Source organism: Stutzerimonas tianxiuensis (genome assembly GCF_053470365.1).
This window is the reverse complement of record NZ_JBPVWS010000008.1, coordinates 54,929-71,033: the sequence shown is the minus strand read 5'-3', so window position 1 is coordinate 71,033 and position 16,105 is coordinate 54,929. Positions and strand designations below refer to the sequence as shown.

General features: G+C 58.9%; 15 protein-coding genes. 8 read left to right on the top strand and 7 right to left on the bottom strand.

The window, feature by feature from the left end; all coding sequences use genetic code 11:
• Position 1 precedes the first annotated feature (1 nt).
• Positions 2 to 1,438: an undecaprenyl-phosphate glucose phosphotransferase gene (locus tag ACSSNI_RS11950; RefSeq protein WP_102834543.1), complete on the bottom strand. Its 1,437-nt coding sequence runs from the start codon at positions 1,436 to 1,438 to the stop codon at positions 2 to 4.
• Positions 1,439 to 1,814: 376 nt separating this feature from the next.
• Here ACSSNI_RS11950 and yegS point away from each other — a divergent pair, with 376 nt between their 5' ends.
• From yegS to ACSSNI_RS11935, 3 genes are all read left to right on the top strand, one after another.
• On the top strand, positions 1,815 to 2,744 hold the full coding sequence (gene yegS / locus ACSSNI_RS11945; RefSeq protein ID WP_200638079.1) for a lipid kinase YegS: 930 nt from the start codon (positions 1,815 to 1,817) through the stop codon (positions 2,742 to 2,744).
• Between the two features lie 123 nt (positions 2,745 to 2,867).
• Positions 2,868 to 3,800 carry a chemotaxis protein CheV gene (locus ACSSNI_RS11940; RefSeq protein WP_102834541.1) on the top strand — a complete coding sequence of 311 codons (933 nt, stop codon included), beginning with the start codon at positions 2,868 to 2,870 and terminating at the stop codon, positions 3,798 to 3,800.
• A gap of 26 nt (positions 3,801 to 3,826) precedes the next feature.
• Positions 3,827 to 4,636 carry an MOSC domain-containing protein gene (locus tag ACSSNI_RS11935; protein WP_200638080.1) on the top strand — a complete coding sequence of 270 codons (810 nt, stop codon included), beginning with the start codon at positions 3,827 to 3,829 and terminating at the stop codon, positions 4,634 to 4,636.
• A gap of 98 nt (positions 4,637 to 4,734) precedes the next feature.
• Here ACSSNI_RS11935 and ACSSNI_RS11930 read toward each other — a convergent pair whose 3' ends face one another.
• The gene (locus ACSSNI_RS11930; RefSeq protein WP_200638081.1) at positions 4,735 to 6,666 is read right to left on the bottom strand and encodes a transglycosylase SLT domain-containing protein; all 1,932 of its coding nucleotides are present in this window, start codon (positions 6,664 to 6,666) and stop codon (positions 4,735 to 4,737) included.
• 277 nt (positions 6,667 to 6,943) lie between these two features.
• Between ACSSNI_RS11930 and ACSSNI_RS11925 the strand changes: the two genes are divergently transcribed.
• Positions 6,944 to 8,851: an ATP-binding cassette domain-containing protein gene (locus tag ACSSNI_RS11925; RefSeq protein WP_200638082.1), complete on the top strand. Its 1,908-nt coding sequence runs from the start codon at positions 6,944 to 6,946 to the stop codon at positions 8,849 to 8,851.
• A gap of 133 nt (positions 8,852 to 8,984) precedes the next feature.
• Entirely contained in the window at positions 8,985 to 9,677 is a 693-nt protein-coding gene (locus tag ACSSNI_RS11920) for a DUF6901 family protein (protein ID WP_102834537.1), read from the top strand.
• 31 nt (positions 9,678 to 9,708) lie between these two features.
• Here the strand turns inward: ACSSNI_RS11920 and ACSSNI_RS11915 are convergent, their stop codons facing one another.
• Positions 9,709 to 10,149 carry a universal stress protein gene (locus ACSSNI_RS11915; protein ID WP_148924953.1) on the bottom strand — a complete coding sequence of 147 codons (441 nt, stop codon included), beginning with the start codon at positions 10,147 to 10,149 and terminating at the stop codon, positions 9,709 to 9,711.
• 208 nt (positions 10,150 to 10,357) lie between these two features.
• On the opposite strand from ACSSNI_RS11915, the gene ACSSNI_RS11910 reads away from it, so the two are divergent.
• The 3 genes from ACSSNI_RS11910 to ACSSNI_RS11900 are packed head-to-tail and all read left to right on the top strand — an operon-like array spanning position 10,358 to position 12,184.
• Entirely contained in the window at positions 10,358 to 10,819 is a 462-nt protein-coding gene (locus ACSSNI_RS11910; protein WP_200638083.1) for an MFS transporter, read from the top strand.
• A gap of 49 nt (positions 10,820 to 10,868) precedes the next feature.
• Entirely contained in the window at positions 10,869 to 11,645 is a 777-nt protein-coding gene (locus ACSSNI_RS11905; RefSeq protein WP_200638084.1) for a class II glutamine amidotransferase, read from the top strand.
• Entirely contained in the window at positions 11,645 to 12,184 is a 540-nt protein-coding gene (locus tag ACSSNI_RS11900) for a DUF2937 family protein (RefSeq protein WP_200638086.1), read from the top strand. The genes ACSSNI_RS11905 and ACSSNI_RS11900 overlap by 1 nt, the downstream gene beginning before the upstream one ends.
• 160 nt (positions 12,185 to 12,344) lie before the next feature.
• On the opposite strand, the gene ACSSNI_RS11895 is transcribed toward ACSSNI_RS11900, so the two are convergent.
• From ACSSNI_RS11895 to ACSSNI_RS11880, 4 genes are all read right to left on the bottom strand, one after another.
• Positions 12,345 to 13,523, bottom strand: coding sequence for a vWA domain-containing protein (locus ACSSNI_RS11895; protein WP_200638088.1), 1,179 nt, complete (start codon positions 13,521 to 13,523; stop codon positions 12,345 to 12,347).
• A gap of 48 nt (positions 13,524 to 13,571) precedes the next feature.
• A complete protein-coding gene (locus ACSSNI_RS11890; RefSeq protein ID WP_200638090.1) occupies positions 13,572 to 13,970 on the bottom strand; it encodes a GFA family protein in 399 nt (132 codons plus the stop codon).
• Between the two features lie 49 nt (positions 13,971 to 14,019).
• Positions 14,020 to 14,865: an AAA family ATPase gene (locus tag ACSSNI_RS11885; RefSeq protein WP_019341637.1), complete on the bottom strand. Its 846-nt coding sequence runs from the start codon at positions 14,863 to 14,865 to the stop codon at positions 14,020 to 14,022.
• A gap of 141 nt (positions 14,866 to 15,006) precedes the next feature.
• Positions 15,007 to 16,083 carry a DUF748 domain-containing protein gene (locus ACSSNI_RS11880; RefSeq protein WP_200638092.1) on the bottom strand — a complete coding sequence of 359 codons (1,077 nt, stop codon included), beginning with the start codon at positions 16,081 to 16,083 and terminating at the stop codon, positions 15,007 to 15,009.
• Positions 16,084 to 16,105 lie beyond the last annotated feature (22 nt).

Genomic DNA, 16,105 nt, shown 5'->3' with positions numbered 1-16,105 from the left:
GTCAGTAGACGTCCTTGTTGAGCAGCAGGGCGGGGACGGTCCGGGCAAGGATGTAGATGTCGAACCAGACCGACCAGCGTTCGATGTAATCGAGGTCGTACTCCACGCGCTTCTCGATCTTCTCGACTGTGTCGGTCTCGCCACGGTAGCCATTGATCTGCGCCCAGCCGGTGATGCCGGGTTTGACGCGGTGGCGTGCGGAGTATTCCGATACGGCGTCCTCAAACAGCACGCCTGCGGCCTTGGTCGCGGTCGCATGGGGGCGAGGTCCGACCATGGACATGCTGCCCAGGAACACGTTGAGCAGCTGCGGCAACTCGTCGAGGCTGGTTTTGCGAATAAAGCGACCCACCCGGGTGATGCGGTCATCGTTGCGCGTCGTTTGCCGTTCGGCATTGGCGTCGGACTTGGCGTGGTACATCGAGCGGAACTTGAAGACTTCGATCAGTCGGTTGTTGTAACCGTAGCGCTTCTGCTTGAACAACACCGGACCGGGCGAGTCGAGCTTGATCGCCAGAGCGAGCAGCAGCATGACGGGGGCGGCCGCCAGCAAGGCAAGGCTGGACAGCATGATGTCTTCGATGCGCTTGAACATTGGCGACCAGCCACGCAGTGGCAGATCGGAGGCAATCAGCGTCGGCAATCCACCAACTTCGGTGATGCGCTTGTTGGCATGGCGGAAGGCGACCATGTCCGGTACCAGCAGAACGTTGACCGGAAGTCTGCGCAACTCGTTGATCAGCTGGCCGATGCGGCTGTCGGCAAACCAGGGCAGGGCGACCAGCACTTGAGTCACCTTTTCTTCACGAATCATCTGCTCCAGGTCGCGGGTATTGCCCAGCAGCGGTAGATCAGCCAGCGTGTCCGGAAGACGCTCAAGGCGGTCGTCGATGAAGCCGAGCACGCCTGTGCGGATATCGCGGTGGTGAGCCAGATACTCGGCAACACGCACACCATTGTCGGTGCCGCCCAGAATTACGGCATTCTGCAGATAAACGCCTTTTGCCATCAGCCGGCGAAAAAGAGCGAGCATCATCAGTCGTTCGGCACCGAACAGGATGCCACTGGTGACGAACCAGAAGGTCAGGTGTTTGGCTTCGAGGTAGCCAAACATGCCCAGCCCCTGGTGCATGAAGATCATCAGGCTGAAAGCCGCGGCCCAGGCGACGAGCATGGTGCGGAAGCGCAGCAGCGTGCTGAATACTTCCTCACGGTAGATGCCAACCGATTGGAAGATGACAACGCTGATCACGCCAAAAAACATCAGGAAGGTGCTGAATGTGCCTCCGCCTGCGGGCAGGTCTAGGGGCAGAAATAGCAACAACAGAACGCCCGGCAGCACTGAGGTCAGCCCGTGAATTAGACGAATGCTGGCAAGAAAGTAATCTACGAAGCTGGGGTGGGCGTACTCAAGGGTTCCAACGGACTGTAAGCGCATACAAGGCTCCTTCCTATGGCTATTACTAGCTCAATACTCGTTTTGATCGCCGCGATCCGCGGTTCTGATGGCAGGCCGCTATCGCAACCTTCACCTGGACAACAGCTCCGACCGCCCTGCAGGAAATGAGTTCACCGAAACCATACAAAGAGCCTATCGCTGCGAAAGAATTAAATGCATGGCGCAAATGCTTGATTTACAACGGTTAAATTGATTATTGCGTTGCATCTAAGCGTTTTTTCAGCGCCCTGCGCTGACCGGTGGTCAGCGTTTTGGTAACTCGGCTTAACCCCGTATGCGGTTGCCTTTTCACAACTTTATGCGGTGCAAACAGGTCTATCTGCGCATACCGATACGGATGACTGGAACGATTGGCATGAATGAACCCAAGGCATTGCTCGTCCTCCACGGGAAGCAAGGGCTCAACGAAGAAGTCAGAGAGGCCGTTACCGAATGGCGCAAGTTAGGCAATGAACTGGCGGTGCGGGTGACGTGGGAACCAGGCGACACCGCGCGCTTGGTCAGTGAAGCGCTGGCGGCGGGATATCGGACGCTGGTCTCGGGAGGCGGTGACGGAACACTGCGCGAGATGGCGCAGGCGTTGCTCGACAGTGGTTCTGACGCGAGCTTGGCGGTGTTACCGCTCGGCACCGCTAATGATTTTGCTCATGCGGCGGAAATTCCGCTCGCACCGTTCGATGCACTCACGTTGTTGAATCGAGAGCCAGTTTGGGTAGACGTCGGCGAAATGAACGGCGAACTGTTCATGAATATGGCGACAGGTGGCTTTGGCTCCAAGGTCACCGCCACCACATCGTCGGAGCTCAAGCGGGTTCTCGGCGGCAGTGCGTATCTGCTGACCGGCTTGTCCCGCTTCAGTGAGCTGCGCTCCACCTGGGGCCGCTTCGTGGCGCCTGACTTCACCTGGGAGGGGGAGTTTCTGGCGCTGGGCATCGGTAATGGCCGCCAGTCCGGTGGTGGGCAGCAGCTTTGTCCTCAGGCCTCGATCGATGACGGACTGCTCGACATCTGCATCGTTCCAGCTCCGGCTGATGCGGTCGGGACCCTCGGCACCTTGCTGAGTGGCGGTCTGCTGGGTATAGATACCGTCTCGGTCAAAGCCCGTGCACCCTGGTTCGAGGTAGAAGCGCCAGAAGAAATCAGTATTAATCTTGATGGCGAGCCGATCGCGGCAAAGCAGATGCATTTTTCCGTGAAACGGCGAGCACTGCGTTTGCACCTTCCTGTGGATAGCCCATTGCTGCGGGACGAGCCGCTGATAGAGAACGATCATCCATCCGCCTGACCGTTTGCGGTTCCGTATGCGAGCAGTGCATGCGGGCGGGAGATAAATTCTATTGCCGGTGGATAAAGCCCGGACGTTTGCGGCCGATAGCTCCTTAGTCCCTATTCGCCAAAGGAGCCCGCAATGGCCGGCATTCTGGAGTCAGTCGATCAACGCACCCGATTGGTGGGGCAGAACCGTCTGGAAATTCTCATGTTCCGTCTTTCCGGACGGCAACAGTTCGCGATCAACGTGTTCAAGGTGCAAGAGGTTGTGCAGCTGCCGAAGATGACGCTGATGCCGCACCGCCACGGCTCGGTGTGCGGCGTTGTGAACCTTCGCGGGCAGACCTTGCCGGTCATCGACCTGTCGCGAGCCATAGGCTTGCGGCCGTTGGTACCGGATGAAAGCAGTACCATCATCGTGACCGAATACAACCGCTCGATTCAGGCCTTTCTGGTCGGCGGTGTGGACCGCATCCTCAACCTCAACTGGGAGGAGGTGCTACCGCCGCCGACCACTGCGGGACGGCAGCACTATCTCACTGCAATCACCAAAGTCGAGGATAAGCTGGTCGAAGTGATCGACGTGGAAAAGGTCCTGGCCGAGATCGTTCCGTACAACACCAGCATCGCACCGGAGCGTTTGACCGATCCGGTGCTCGAGCGTGCCAGGGGGCGTGAGGTCCTCTGCGTAGACGACTCGACTGTGGCCCTGGCGCAACTGCGTGAAACCCTGAGCCAGCTGGGTATCACGGTTCATTCCGCCAGCGACGGCATGAAGGGCTTGAACAAACTGAAGGCCTGGGCGGATAGCGGTGAAGTACTCACCGATCGACTGCTCATGGTATTCACCGACGCCGAAATGCCGGAGATGGACGGCTACCGTCTCACCACTGAGATCCGCAACGATCCTCGCCTGCGCGATCTCTACGTGGTGTTGCATACGTCGCTTTCTGGCAGCTTCAACCTGGCAATGGTGCAAAAAGTCGGCTGCGACAACTTCCTTTCCAAGTTTCAGCCGGAGAAACTGGTCGACGTCGTCCGCGAACGTTTGTTGCTGGACGAAAAACACTGACCTGATCGACCAATAGAGGGCCCAGCATGCACCTTGCCGCTCTGTATCGTTTTCCGCTCAAGTCCGGTTCGGCTGAGCTGCTGGAGCATGAACGATGCGACGAGCTTGGCTTGTGCGGTGACCGGCGCTGGATGGTAGTGGACGCTGCAAGCGGGAAATTCCTGACCCAGCGAATGCTGCCACGCATGGCCCTGTTGGATGCCCGCTGGCAGGGCGGCACGGAGCTGCTGTTGACCGCGCCAGGGATGGATGCGTTGCGTGTGGCGGTTCCGGAGCAAGGTGCCGTTGAGCGTGGCGTGCTGATCTGGCGCGAAAGTGTACGGGTGCCCGATGCGGGTGACGCTGCGGCTGGATGGCTGACGGGGCTGCTTGATCATCCCTGTCGTCTGGTGCATTTGCCGACTTCGCGTGGCATCCAGGTCGATCAGGACTACGCACGGCCAGGTGAACGCACAGCGTTCAGTGATGGTTTCCCCTTCCTTCTGATTGGCCAGCGGTCACTCGACGACCTATCGGCGCGAGTCGGACAGTTGCTTGACGCGCGCCGATTTCGGCCGAATCTGGTGATTGCCGGGGCGGCGCCTTACGCAGAAGATGGCTGGCGGCGCATCCGCATCGGTGATCTGACATTCCGCGTGGTCAAGCCCTGCTCGCGCTGCATCATCCCGACCATCGACCCCCTTAGCGGGGAGCGCAACCCTGATCGCGAGCCGCTGGCTACGCTGATGGGCTACCGCAAGGGGGAGGGTGGCGTGTTCTTCGGTCAGAATCTGATCGCCGAAGGCACTGGCTTGTTGCAGGTTGGTATGCCCGTTGAAGTGCTCGAGCAGGCGTAGCCAGAACAACGCTAATCTCTCAAAAATGGCGCTACGGCTAAGACGGGCGATTTGAAGGCTGCGGCGCATGCCGCAGCTCATCAAGTCGGATCCGCAGCCTATCGCTGACTGTCGAAGTAGCGCTCGTGCCATTCAACCAGTGGTTGCGGCGAATTGAGTTTCTGCCCGTAGATGACCGAATAGGTCAGGACGTTTTGCACGTACTGGCGGGTTTCATCGAACGGAATATTTTCGACCCAGACGTCAAACGGCAGATGTTGAGCATTCTTCAGCCACTGTCGAACCCGCCCAGGGCCGGCGTTGTAGGCAGCCGAGGCTAGCACCCGATTCCCGTTGAACTGACCATAGATCTGGCTGAGATAGGCAGCACCTAGCTGGATATTGACGTTGGGGTTGAGCACTTGCTGGGGCGACGCCAACGGAATGCCAAAGCGCCTGGCGGTTTCTTTCGCGGTAGCCGGCATCAGCTGCATCAGGCCCGAGGCACCTACGTGAGAGCGGGCATCGGCCATGAATGCGCTTTCCTGGCGAGTGATCGCAAATACCCAACTCGGGTGAATCTCACGCGCCTTCGCGGCGTTTACCAGACTACTGCGATGTGCCATGGGGAAACGGATGTCCAGGTCGTCCCAATACTTCGCCTGGCTGATGGTGCGGATGGCCGGGAAGTACCATTCCAATTCATAGGCCAGTCGCGCCTGGGCGACCAGTTCGTCGCGGCTGAACAGTCGGCTGACGTGATACCACTCGCGGCGTCCGTCGACGATCTGCCCTCGCGCATGAAATTCCATGGCGCGGCGGATACCAGCGGTATTGCGAACCTTCTGTACCAGTTTCGGGTCGAGCGCGAGCGGTTGATGGTTGAGCTTGTAGGGCGCCTGGATGCGGTCTGCCGAAAGGAAGCCGTAAAAGTCGCGCTCCCCGGCAACCGGCTGGTAGAGCTCGATGGCTTGCTTATCGTTAGGCTTTGCCAGTTCTAGGCTGCGTGCCTTCCAATAACGCCAGCGATTGCTGTTGGCGAGTTCCTCGGGGAACCGCTGAGTCAGCGCATAGACGTCATCCCAGCGGCCCAGGCGCAGCAACAGCCGAGCCCGCCATTCGCTGACGGTGTCATCACGCAGTTCTGGGTCGTACTCGGCCATAATTTTCAGCGCGCGGGGATCGAAACGCTTAGCGAGCGTAAGGCCAATCTGGCGTGCAATGGAGACCTTCTCCTCTGCCGAGAACGACATCCGCCTGGCGTAACTGTCGAGCAGTCCAAGGGCTTGCTCCGGGTTTGCACGGGCCAGCCGGCGCAAGCCTATCGAGACGATATCACCCATGGTTTCGGTGGCCGGTGAAAAGCGCTCGGGCTGGCTGAGCAGCTGTGGCTTCTGCGCGACATCGATCAGCAGTTCTCCCTGCACTTTCAGCGTCGGTAGACTTTTGATCAGGAACTTGGCCAGGCCATAGTTGCCGCTCTCGACCGCCAGTTTGGCGCGCTTCCAGCGCAGCTCCTCGGTCAGCTGACCCGCGTCTTCCCAGCGCTCGAACAAGGCATCGCAGGCGTTGTGCTGGGACTTGCCGACCAGCCAGAGCTTTTCGGCGGTGGCATAGCCCTGTTCTTTCTGCCCGCTGATGAGCTGGTACTGACCATACAGGCAGTCGAGCTCGGTGAAATTCATCTTTGGGTCGTAGTGGGCGACGAAGGGGCGCCAGTCGCCACGTGCAGCCAGCAGTCGCAGCCAGCGAAGCTTCATCCAGCTCGCCTGTGGCAGATCTCCGTGCTCGGCGAGAAATTTTTCCACCTCGTCGTTGCTGGCGGTTTTCAACCGTGCGGTCAGTTCGTCATATGCCAGATAAGGCTCAAGCGGATAATCGCGCAGCGCGTTGGCGTAACGCCGGTAGGGCCCGCTATCGCCCTTGGCCAAAGCCCGCTTGGCTTCGTCGTAGAACTGACGCTCCTGCTGCAGGCTCGCGGCTTGAGTGGTTTCGAGGGTGGCGACGGTGAAGAAAAGGCACAAACAAACACTGGAGAGTCGACCGCGCATGAGACTTCCGAAAACGGGGGTACGGAGGGGGATTTCTTGGGGCTAGCTTAGCTTGGCCGGTCCAGCAGTTAAACGAGGATTAAGCGCTGGAAAGCGTCAAAGCGAAACTTCCGACGAGCGTCATGCCATCGTCCGTTCCAGACTGCCCCGACCCCTTCGGATAGAGGCTGAAAACGTCGGCGATAACCTGTCCTCAAGCAGGTTGATCGGTGTTCGTCAGAGCCCGACGGACCGCTGCCTTCTGTTAGAATGCGCGCCCTGTTTTCCGGAGATAGCCATGACCCTGCTCAAGTTGACCGATGTGTCCCTCGCCTATGGCAACAATCCATTGCTCGATGGAGTGTCCTGGCAGATTGCGCGGGGTGAGCGGGTGTGCATTATCGGCCGTAACGGCACCGGAAAATCCAGCATGCTCAGCTTGGTCAAGGGCAGCCAGCTGCCGGACGACGGCGAGATCTGGCGTGCGCCAGGACTGAAAATCGGCGAGCTGCCTCAGGAGCTGCCGGTCGCCGATGAGCGCACCGTATTCGATGTCGTGGCCGAGGGGCTCGCGGGCGTGGGTCAGCTGCTCGCTGATTATCATCACCTGAGCCAGAACATTCAGAACGAGGCTGACCTCGATAAGCTCATGCACGTCCAGCAGGAGCTCGAAGCCAAAGATGGTTGGCGCCTGCAGCAGCTGGTCGACAGCACCCTGAGCCGCTTGCAGCTGCCGGCCGATAAGACCCTCGCCGAATTGTCCGGTGGGTGGCGCCGGCGCGTGCTGCTGGCACAGGCGCTGGTGTCCGAGCCGGATCTGCTGCTGCTCGACGAGCCGACCAACCACTTGGATATCGGCGCTATCGCCTGGCTGGAAGAGGCGCTCACCGGCTTCAATGGTGCGGTGCTGTTCATCACCCACGACCGGGCATTCCTGCAGAACCTGGCAACCCGAATCCTGGAGCTCGATCGTGGGCACATGATCGACTGGAACGGCGACTACGCGAGCTTTCTGGTACACAAGGAGCAGCAACTGGCAGCTGAAGAAACCGCCAATGCGCTGTTCGACAAGAAGCTTGCCCAGGAAGAAGTCTGGATTCGTCAGGGTATCAAGGCGCGCCGTACCCGCAACGAGGGCCGCGTGCGGGCGCTGAAAGCGCTGCGTGCTGAACGTAGCGAGCGTCGCGAACACCAGGGCAAAGCCAATCTCCAGATTGATGCGGCTGAAAAGTCCGGCAAGCAGGTCATCGTCGTGGAGCATGCGAGTTTTTCCCATCCTGGCGGCGAGCCGCTGATTCGTGATTTCTCCATGGTGCTGCAGCGCGGTGACCGTATTGGCTTGCTCGGCGCAAATGGCACCGGCAAGACTACGTTGCTGAAACTTCTGCTGGGTGATCTGCAGCCAACCAGCGGTACGGTAGAAGCCGGGACCAAGCTGGAAGTGGCATATTTCGACCAACTGCGTCACCAGCTGGAGCTGGAAAAGACCGTGGTCGACAACGTAGCCGAGGGGCGCGATTTCATCACCATCGATGGCCAGAACCGACATGTCCTGAGTTACCTCGGGGATTTCCTGTTCAGCCCTCAGCGCGCTCGCACGCCTGTCAAGGCGCTCTCGGGCGGCGAGCGGGCACGGCTCTTGCTGGCTAAGTTGTTCAGCAAACCCGCCAACCTGCTGGTCCTGGACGAACCCACTAACGATCTCGATGTGGAAACGCTCGAGCTTCTTGAGGAAGTCCTGCTGGGATTCCAGGGCACGGTATTGATGGTCAGCCACGACCGGGCATTCCTCGATAACGTGGTGACCAGCACACTGGTGTTCGAAGGCAACGGCGTGGTTCGTGAGTATGTCGGTGGCTATCAGGATTGGCTGCGCCAGGGCGGCTCGGTAAAGCTGCTCGGCGTCGGTGAGGCGAAAGACGGTAAGGAGAGCAAATCCGAGGCGACCACGGCGGCTGCACCCAGACCTGCCGAACCCGTTCCGGCGAAGAAGAAACTGAGTTACAAGGTTCAGCGCGAACTCGAGGCGCTACCAGGAAAGATCGATGCTGCCGAAAAGAGTATTGCCGGGCTGCAGGAGGAGATGGCGCAGCCGACCTTCTATCAGCAGAGCGCCGAGCGATCCGGCGAAACGATAGCGAAGCTTGAGGCAATGCAACGAGAGCTCGATGAATTGCTAGAGCGTTGGGCTGAGCTGGAAGGCTGAAACGCCGGGCGGCTTCTGCTTCGGCACGCTCGAAAAAAGCCGCGTACAGCCTAGGCGCATGCGGAATGAAACGTCCGGCTGATTGACGGAACCTGATTGAACGGAACATCTGGCAGCATTGGACGGAGCATAGATGGCTATCGAATACCGCATCATTCTCGACGATGAGCACGAATTCAGTTACCGGATCGAGCTGGACCGTGCCTTTGATCACGAGGCCGCGAAACAAGCGCCCAAGTGGACGCGTTTGGATCATCAGCAGTGCAACAACTGTCCGCTGAAGCGCGACCAGCACAGTCATTGCCCGGCTGCGGTCGACCTGCATCAGGTAATCGAAGACTTCCAGGGCCTGCCCGCCATCCGCAAGGCGCATGTGCGCGTTCGCACGCCGGAGCGGGAGTACAACAAACTGGTGGGATTGGAGGAGGGCCTGCGAGCGTTACTTGGCGTCATCATGGCCACCAGCGCCTGCCCGGTGCTCGGCCGGCTCAAACCGATGGCCCATCAGCACTTGCCGTTCGCCAGCAACCAGGAGTTCGTGTTGCGTGCTGTATCACTGTATCTGGCGCAACAGTATTTCAATCTGCGCGAGGGGCGGCATGCCGACTGGGAGCTGCGCGGACTGGTGCGCTCATTTCAGCAGTTGCAGCTGGTCAACCAGGCGTTCTGGCAGCGTATCCATGACACCTGCCATGGTGACTCCAATCTCAAGGCCTTTCTGACCTTTTTTTCAATGGCATCGAGCCTGACCTATTCACTGGAAACCCAGCTGCAAAAGATCCGACCATTGGTGATGAGCGCCAATGAGAACGTCGAAACGGCCTGAATCGACTCTCGGTTCAGGCCGTTTCGAGGGCTCACTCGGGTTTTTTCAGGCGCACGGCAAGCACATCGCAGGGTGCACCGTGAAGGATGTCATTGGAGGTTGAGCCGAGCAGCAAAGCCAGGCCATGGCGGCCATGGCTGCCCACCACGACCAGATCGCAGCCTTGCTCCTTGGCCAGCCGGTGCACCTCCTGGCGGGGCTGGCCGTAAGCCAGGTGGCGTTGGTCGGCGGTAAGGCCAGGGTAGCGATCGGCGAATACGGCCAGGCGCTCGCGGGCTTGATCGAACTGCTGCTGTTGCAGCATGGAAAGATCCATCGGCACATCCCCGCCGAAAGCCATGGCCATGGGCTCGATGACATGGACCAAGGCCAGTTTCGCGCCGCTGGCTGTCGCCAGCGCCTGGGCGCGCGCTACCACCGGGTGACAGTCGTCGTTCAGGTCGGTGGCGACCAGAATATGCTGGTAGATCATGGTGAATCTCCTGAAGTGTCGGTTGCTACAAGTATGGCTTCTAGGCACGCGGTGTGGGCTGCGACGCGTTTTTTTCAGGGTTTATACGGCGTTGGATGCGTAATGGCCAGCGTGCATCGCATCAGGTAGCTAGCCGTGCCGCGGTTCACCACTGTTATCATGTCCGCCGTTAATGCCGGTGCTTCCTCCGGTCTGTACAGAGATCGTTATGTTCCTACTCGCCAATGAATATCTGCTCGCCTGGTCTGCCTACGGAGTCGCCGCGCTGGGCTGTCTGCTGGTCTGGATGCGCATTACTCGCCCTATGTGGCGATGGTTGCGCGAACCGTTGCGGCTGATTGTTGCTGTGCTGCTGCTGACGCCGACCATCGTCGACCCCGCCAAGGAGCTGTTCGCCCCGGCGGTCGCCATCACCATGCTGGATCTGCTTTTCAACGTTGGCAGCAATGCCTGGCGTGCCGTGGCTGACCTCGCGCTCTACGGATTGGTCGCATTCGCGATCTACTCAATATTTGCGGTCATACGCTGGCTGTTCGAACGCCGAATGAAGCAGCAGGGGAGCCAATCGCGCCATGAGGACCCTCGTACTCTGCGCGAGCGACTTGAAGACGATGACGATGACCTCCGCCCGACGAACCGCTATCAGGCGCGTACCGAACCCAGACTCTGACTCTACCTTTCTCGCCCCAGGCGCAGCAGGAACTACCGGGAGATAGCGCATGTGTGAACTGCTCGGCATGAGCGCCAATGTACCGACCGACATCCACTTCAGTTTTACCGGATTGATGCAACGCGGTGGCCGTACTGGGCCACACAAGGACGGTTGGGGCATCGCGTTTTATGAAGGTCGCGGTTTGCGGCTGTTTCAGGATCCGGTGGCGAGCTGCGAGTCGGAAGTAGCGAAGATGGTCCAGCACTATCTGATCAAAAGTCATGTGGTGATCGGCCATATCCGTCACGCCAATGTGGGCAAGGTCGGGCTGGTCAATACGCATCCTTTCGTGCGTGAGCTATGGGGGCAGCACTGGTGTTTTGCCCACAACGGGCAGCTAGCAGATTTCAGCCCAGCACGTGGCTTCTATCAGCCGGTAGGGGATACCGACAGCGAAGCGGCATTTTGCGACCTGCTTAATCAGATACGCGGCGACTTCCCCGAGCGAGTCGCAGCGGAAGATTTGATCCCTCATCTGCTCGATGCCTGCGCCGGTTACCGGACCAAGGGCGTGTTCAACTGTTTGCTCAGCAACGGCGAATGGTTGTTCAGCTTCTGCTCGACCAAGCTGGCGCAGATCACCCGTCGCGCGCCGTTTGGCCCAGCTCAGTTGAAAGATGCCGAATTAACGGTGGATTTCAACGCCGAGACGACGCCCAACGACGTCGTGACCGTGCTGGCGACCGAGCCGCTGACCGACAATGAACAGTGGGACGTCCATCAATCGGGCGAATGGACGCTGTGGCGGTTGGGCGAGTGCGTCGCACGCGGGCAGGTGCAGTGATGCTGCGAAGCTATTTGCGGCTTACCTTGTTCGCCCTCGGGTTGCTCGTCGGCGTTCAGGTACCGGGCTTCATTGAGGCCTATGCTAATCAGGTCGAGGCGCGTCGCCTAGAGGCCCACCAAGGCCTGGCAGGGTTTCAGGACACCGCCGGGAAATTTTTCGAAGGTGACCTTAACGCACTGGTCGAGCATTACCGCGCCAGCGAAGATCCGGTGATCCAGAGCGATGCCAGCAGTGTCTCGGCGTTGGTCGAGCGTGCACGCTTGCTCGACCGCGAATGGCGGATCATGGAGGGGCCTTGGTATGCGCAGGCTTGGCACGTTTTAATAGGCGCAGACCGGGCGATCCGGCAGCAAGTCTGGAGTGGCTATCGGTTCCGGGTGTTACTGGCACCTGAGGCGATCGCGTGGGGTCTGAGCTGTGCGCTATTGCTCGCATGGATCGTTGAAAGTCTCTTCGTACTGCTTCGCCAGGCGCTGTTTCCACAACGTAATCGACGCCGGCGTCGTACGGCTAACCCGCTTCCATCGAAGCAATAGTCCGATTTTTCGACACTGCACTAATCGCACATTTGGTTAGTAATCCCCCGCTACCCCAGGCTGGGCTGGGGAGCGGTTAACCCGGGCGTCAAAACGAAATCGCCCCCTTGGCCCATCGTCTCCCTATGACTGGACCTTGAGGCGGCTGCTTGCGGTTCGTCTATTTCGACAGGAACTTCATCCCTTCTTCCAGCCCGCTCAAGGTCAACGGATACATGCGGTCTTCAACTAAGTCGCGGACGATTCCGGTCGATGAGGTGTAGCCCCAGGTGTCTTTCGGGTAAGGATTGATCCAGATGAGCTTCTTGTATTTCTCCATGAAGCGCTGCATCCAGACGTAGCCCGCTTCCTCGTTCCAGTGTTCGACACTGCCCCCGGCCTGAGTGATCTCGTAAGGCGCCATGGCCGCGTCGCCGACGAACACCACCTTATAATCAGCGCCGTACTTATGCAGCAGATCGAGGGTCGAGGTGCGTTCTGAGGTGCGGCGGAAATTGTTTTTCCAGACCGATTCATAAATAAAGTTGTGGAAGTAGAAGTACTCGAGGTGTTTGAACTCCGTCTTGCAGGCAGAGAACAATTCTTCGCAGACCTTTACATGCGCATCCATCGATCCGCCGATGTCGAACAGAATCAGCAGCTTCACCGCATTGCGACGCTCGGGGCGCATCTGGATATTCAGCAGGCCGCCGTCCTTCGCGGTGTGGTCGATGGTGCCGTCCAGGTCCAGTTCGTCCTGCGCACCTTGGCGGGCGAATTTGCGCAAACGGCGCAGGGCAACCTTGATGTTGCGCGTTCCAAGCTCGACCTGGTCGTCGAGGTTTTTGTACTCGCGCTGATCCCACATCTTGACCGCCTTGCCCTGGCGCTTGCCCGCATCGCCAATGCGGATGCCCTCGGGGTTGTAACCGCCGGAGCCGAAGGGGCTGGTGCCGCCCGTGCCGATCCACTTGTTGCCGCCCGCGTGTTTGCCTTTTTGCTCCTCGAGACGCTTCTTGAACTCCTCGATCAGCTTGTCCAAGCCGCCTAGCGACTCGATCTTGGCCCGCTCTTCATCGCTCAGCGAGCGCTCGAACTCTTTGCGCAGCCACTCTTCCGGAATCAACGCTTCGATGTGTTGATCGAGATTTTCCAGACCTTTGAAGTAGGCGCCGAAGGCGCGATCGAACTTGTCGAAGTGTCGCTCGTCCTTCACCAGAATGGCACGCGACAGATAGTAGAACTCGTCCATGTCGGCGAACACGACGTTGTGTTTAAGCGCATTGATCAGATCGAGCAGTTCGCGCACCGATACCGGAACCTTTGCAGCGCGCATCTCATTGAACAAGCCAAGCAACATGGCAGAACCTCGAACTGCCGGTCGTGGCGGCAGCTTTTCATGATTGATTCAGAGATCTTCGTCGTGAGTCGGCAGGCCGTCTCGGATCTCATACCAGTCCGCCTTGGAGCGCACGAAAATGTGCGTCTGCGGCGGGGCGGGCAATGGCGAGTCGAGCGTGCCGGCTGCGACGCCGAGCTCATGCTCGCGGTTGTCGACGAATTGCAGGTTGGAGCCGCAGCGAATGCAGAACGTCCGCGTCACATGGTCGGACGAGTGATAAACGCCCAGCTGATCCTTGCCGGAGAGAAAGTGAAACGCATCCAGCGGCACGCTCGCATAAGTGGCGAAAGCCGCACCGTGGGCTTTGCGACACATCTTGCAGTGACAATGGGTCAGCTCGTTGATCGGGGCGTCGATGCGATAGCGAACGACGCCACAGAGGCAGCTACCGGTATGCGTTTGCATGGATCTTCCTCCAGTAAGTGAGGCGTCCGGCTCGTGTGAACGCCGTCGGTCAACGGCTGGCGCGACGACTCATGAATGCCAAACGTTCAAGCAACTGCACGTCCTGCTCGTTTTTCACCAGGGCCCCAGCTAGCGGCGGAATGGCCTTGGTCGGATCGCGCTCGCGAAGGACGGCCTCGCCAATGTTGTCCGCCATCAGCAGCTTCAGCCAGTCGACCAGTTCGCTGGTGGACGGCTTCTTCTTCAAGCCTGGCACCTTACGTACATCAAAGAACACATCGAGCGCTTCGGCCACCAGGTCCTTCTTGATATTCGGGTAGTGCACATCGACGATCCGCTGCAGCGTGTCACGATCGGGGAAAGCAATGTAGTGAAAGAAGCAGCGGCGAAGGAAGGCGTCGGGCAGTTCCTTCTCGTTGTTCGAGGTAATGATGATGATGGGCCGCTGCTTGGCCTTGATGGTTTCGTTGGTCTCGTAAACGTAGAACTCCATCTTGTCGAGTTCCTGCAGCAGGTCGTTAGGGAACTCGATGTCGGCCTTGTCGATCTCGTCGATCAGCAGGATAACGCGCTGCTCTGACTCGAATGCCTCCCACAGTTTGCCCTTCTTGATGTAGTTGCGTACATCGTGAACGCGATCGGAGTCCAGCTGCGAGTCACGCAGACGGCTCACCGCGTCGTATTCGTACAAGCCCTGATGCGCCTTGGTGGTGGATTTGATGTGCCAGGTGATCAACTGCGCGCCAAATGACTCGGCCAGTTGCTCGGCCAGCATGGTTTTCCCGGTGCCCGGCTCGCCCTTCACCAGAAGCGGACGCTCCAGTGTGATGGCGGCGTTCACCGCAAGCTTCAGGTCGTCGGTGGCGACGTAGGACTGGGTGCCTTCGAACTTCATCGGAGTTTCCTTGCATCGGGCCTGGCACGCAGGCGCTTACTGTTTAGTTAGACGGCCGACTATAAGTGATGGATGCGCGAGTGTGAACGTGAGCGGATCATTCAGTCACTGAATGGGCAACCGTTCCATAGGTGTTCGCGGTTATCCCTCATCGTCGCCAAGCGAGCGCTCGAAACGAGCTGAGAAGGCCTCGACAAAGGCGTTGCGGAGAATCGCAACGAACGCCTGGAACGGGCTGACATCGGTATCTTTAGTACTTCCATTGAGCTCAACGCGCGTAGCGAATTGCTCCTTGCGCTGGTTCTGCAGCACTTCCTCACCGGCGCCGACAACCGCTTCCCAGATGCCACGTAAGAATCCCTTGTCTTCGTTTTTAACGTCTTGCTTGAAATTGAACACCTCGACATTTCTCAGCAGCGGCTTGATATAGCCGTCCAGCTGAGCGTCCTTGGCCTCGGCTTCTATTACCAGATCGCCGGTACCGCTGGCGAAGTCAAAGCTTCCATAGGCGTTGCTGAAATCATTCAGTTTGGTCAGTTCGACGCCTGTCACACGCAAACTGAACTGGAAGTCTTCCCAGTCCGTGTAGGGATCGAACCTTGCGCTGGCTTCCATCGGGGCCTGGTTGAAGAATTGAGCAGTGCCTTCGAAGCGTGCGACGCGGCCCTGCTGCTGGTTGGCAGTATTGGTTAGGTTGAAGAGGCTGGCATTGATGGCACTGGCATAGACGTGAACGGGCGGGTCTGCCTGAAAGTTGCGAAACGAGACCTGCCCGTTCACAACCTTCAGTTCATTAAGCGTGAACGGCATCAGCTCATTGAGGCGATCACGCCAATCGACCCCATCGCCCGTTTGCGAGCTTTCCTTTTCCTCACCGTCGACGAAGTTCAGGTGCGGCTGTTCAAGAATGATTTCCCCGACCAGCGCTTGATCCCTCCAGAGCGCCGTCCAGCTAAGGCCGATATCGACGGCGTGGGTGGTGAACAAGGGCGCCTGGACCTGTTCGTTCTTTTTCTCTATCAACAGATCGTTCAGGCGATAGGCACCACGCCACCAGGCCAGGTCGACGTCTTCGATGTGGCCGCGATAGTCGCCCATGTCGGCGAGCTTGCCGTTCAGGTAGTTGAGGACAAGGTAGGGCAGCGTTAGATGGACAGCCAGCAACAACAGTGCAATCGCCAGCAAGGTCCATAGCAGGGGTCGGTAACGTGTCTTCATCGGAGGCCTGGTCGGGTGGAAG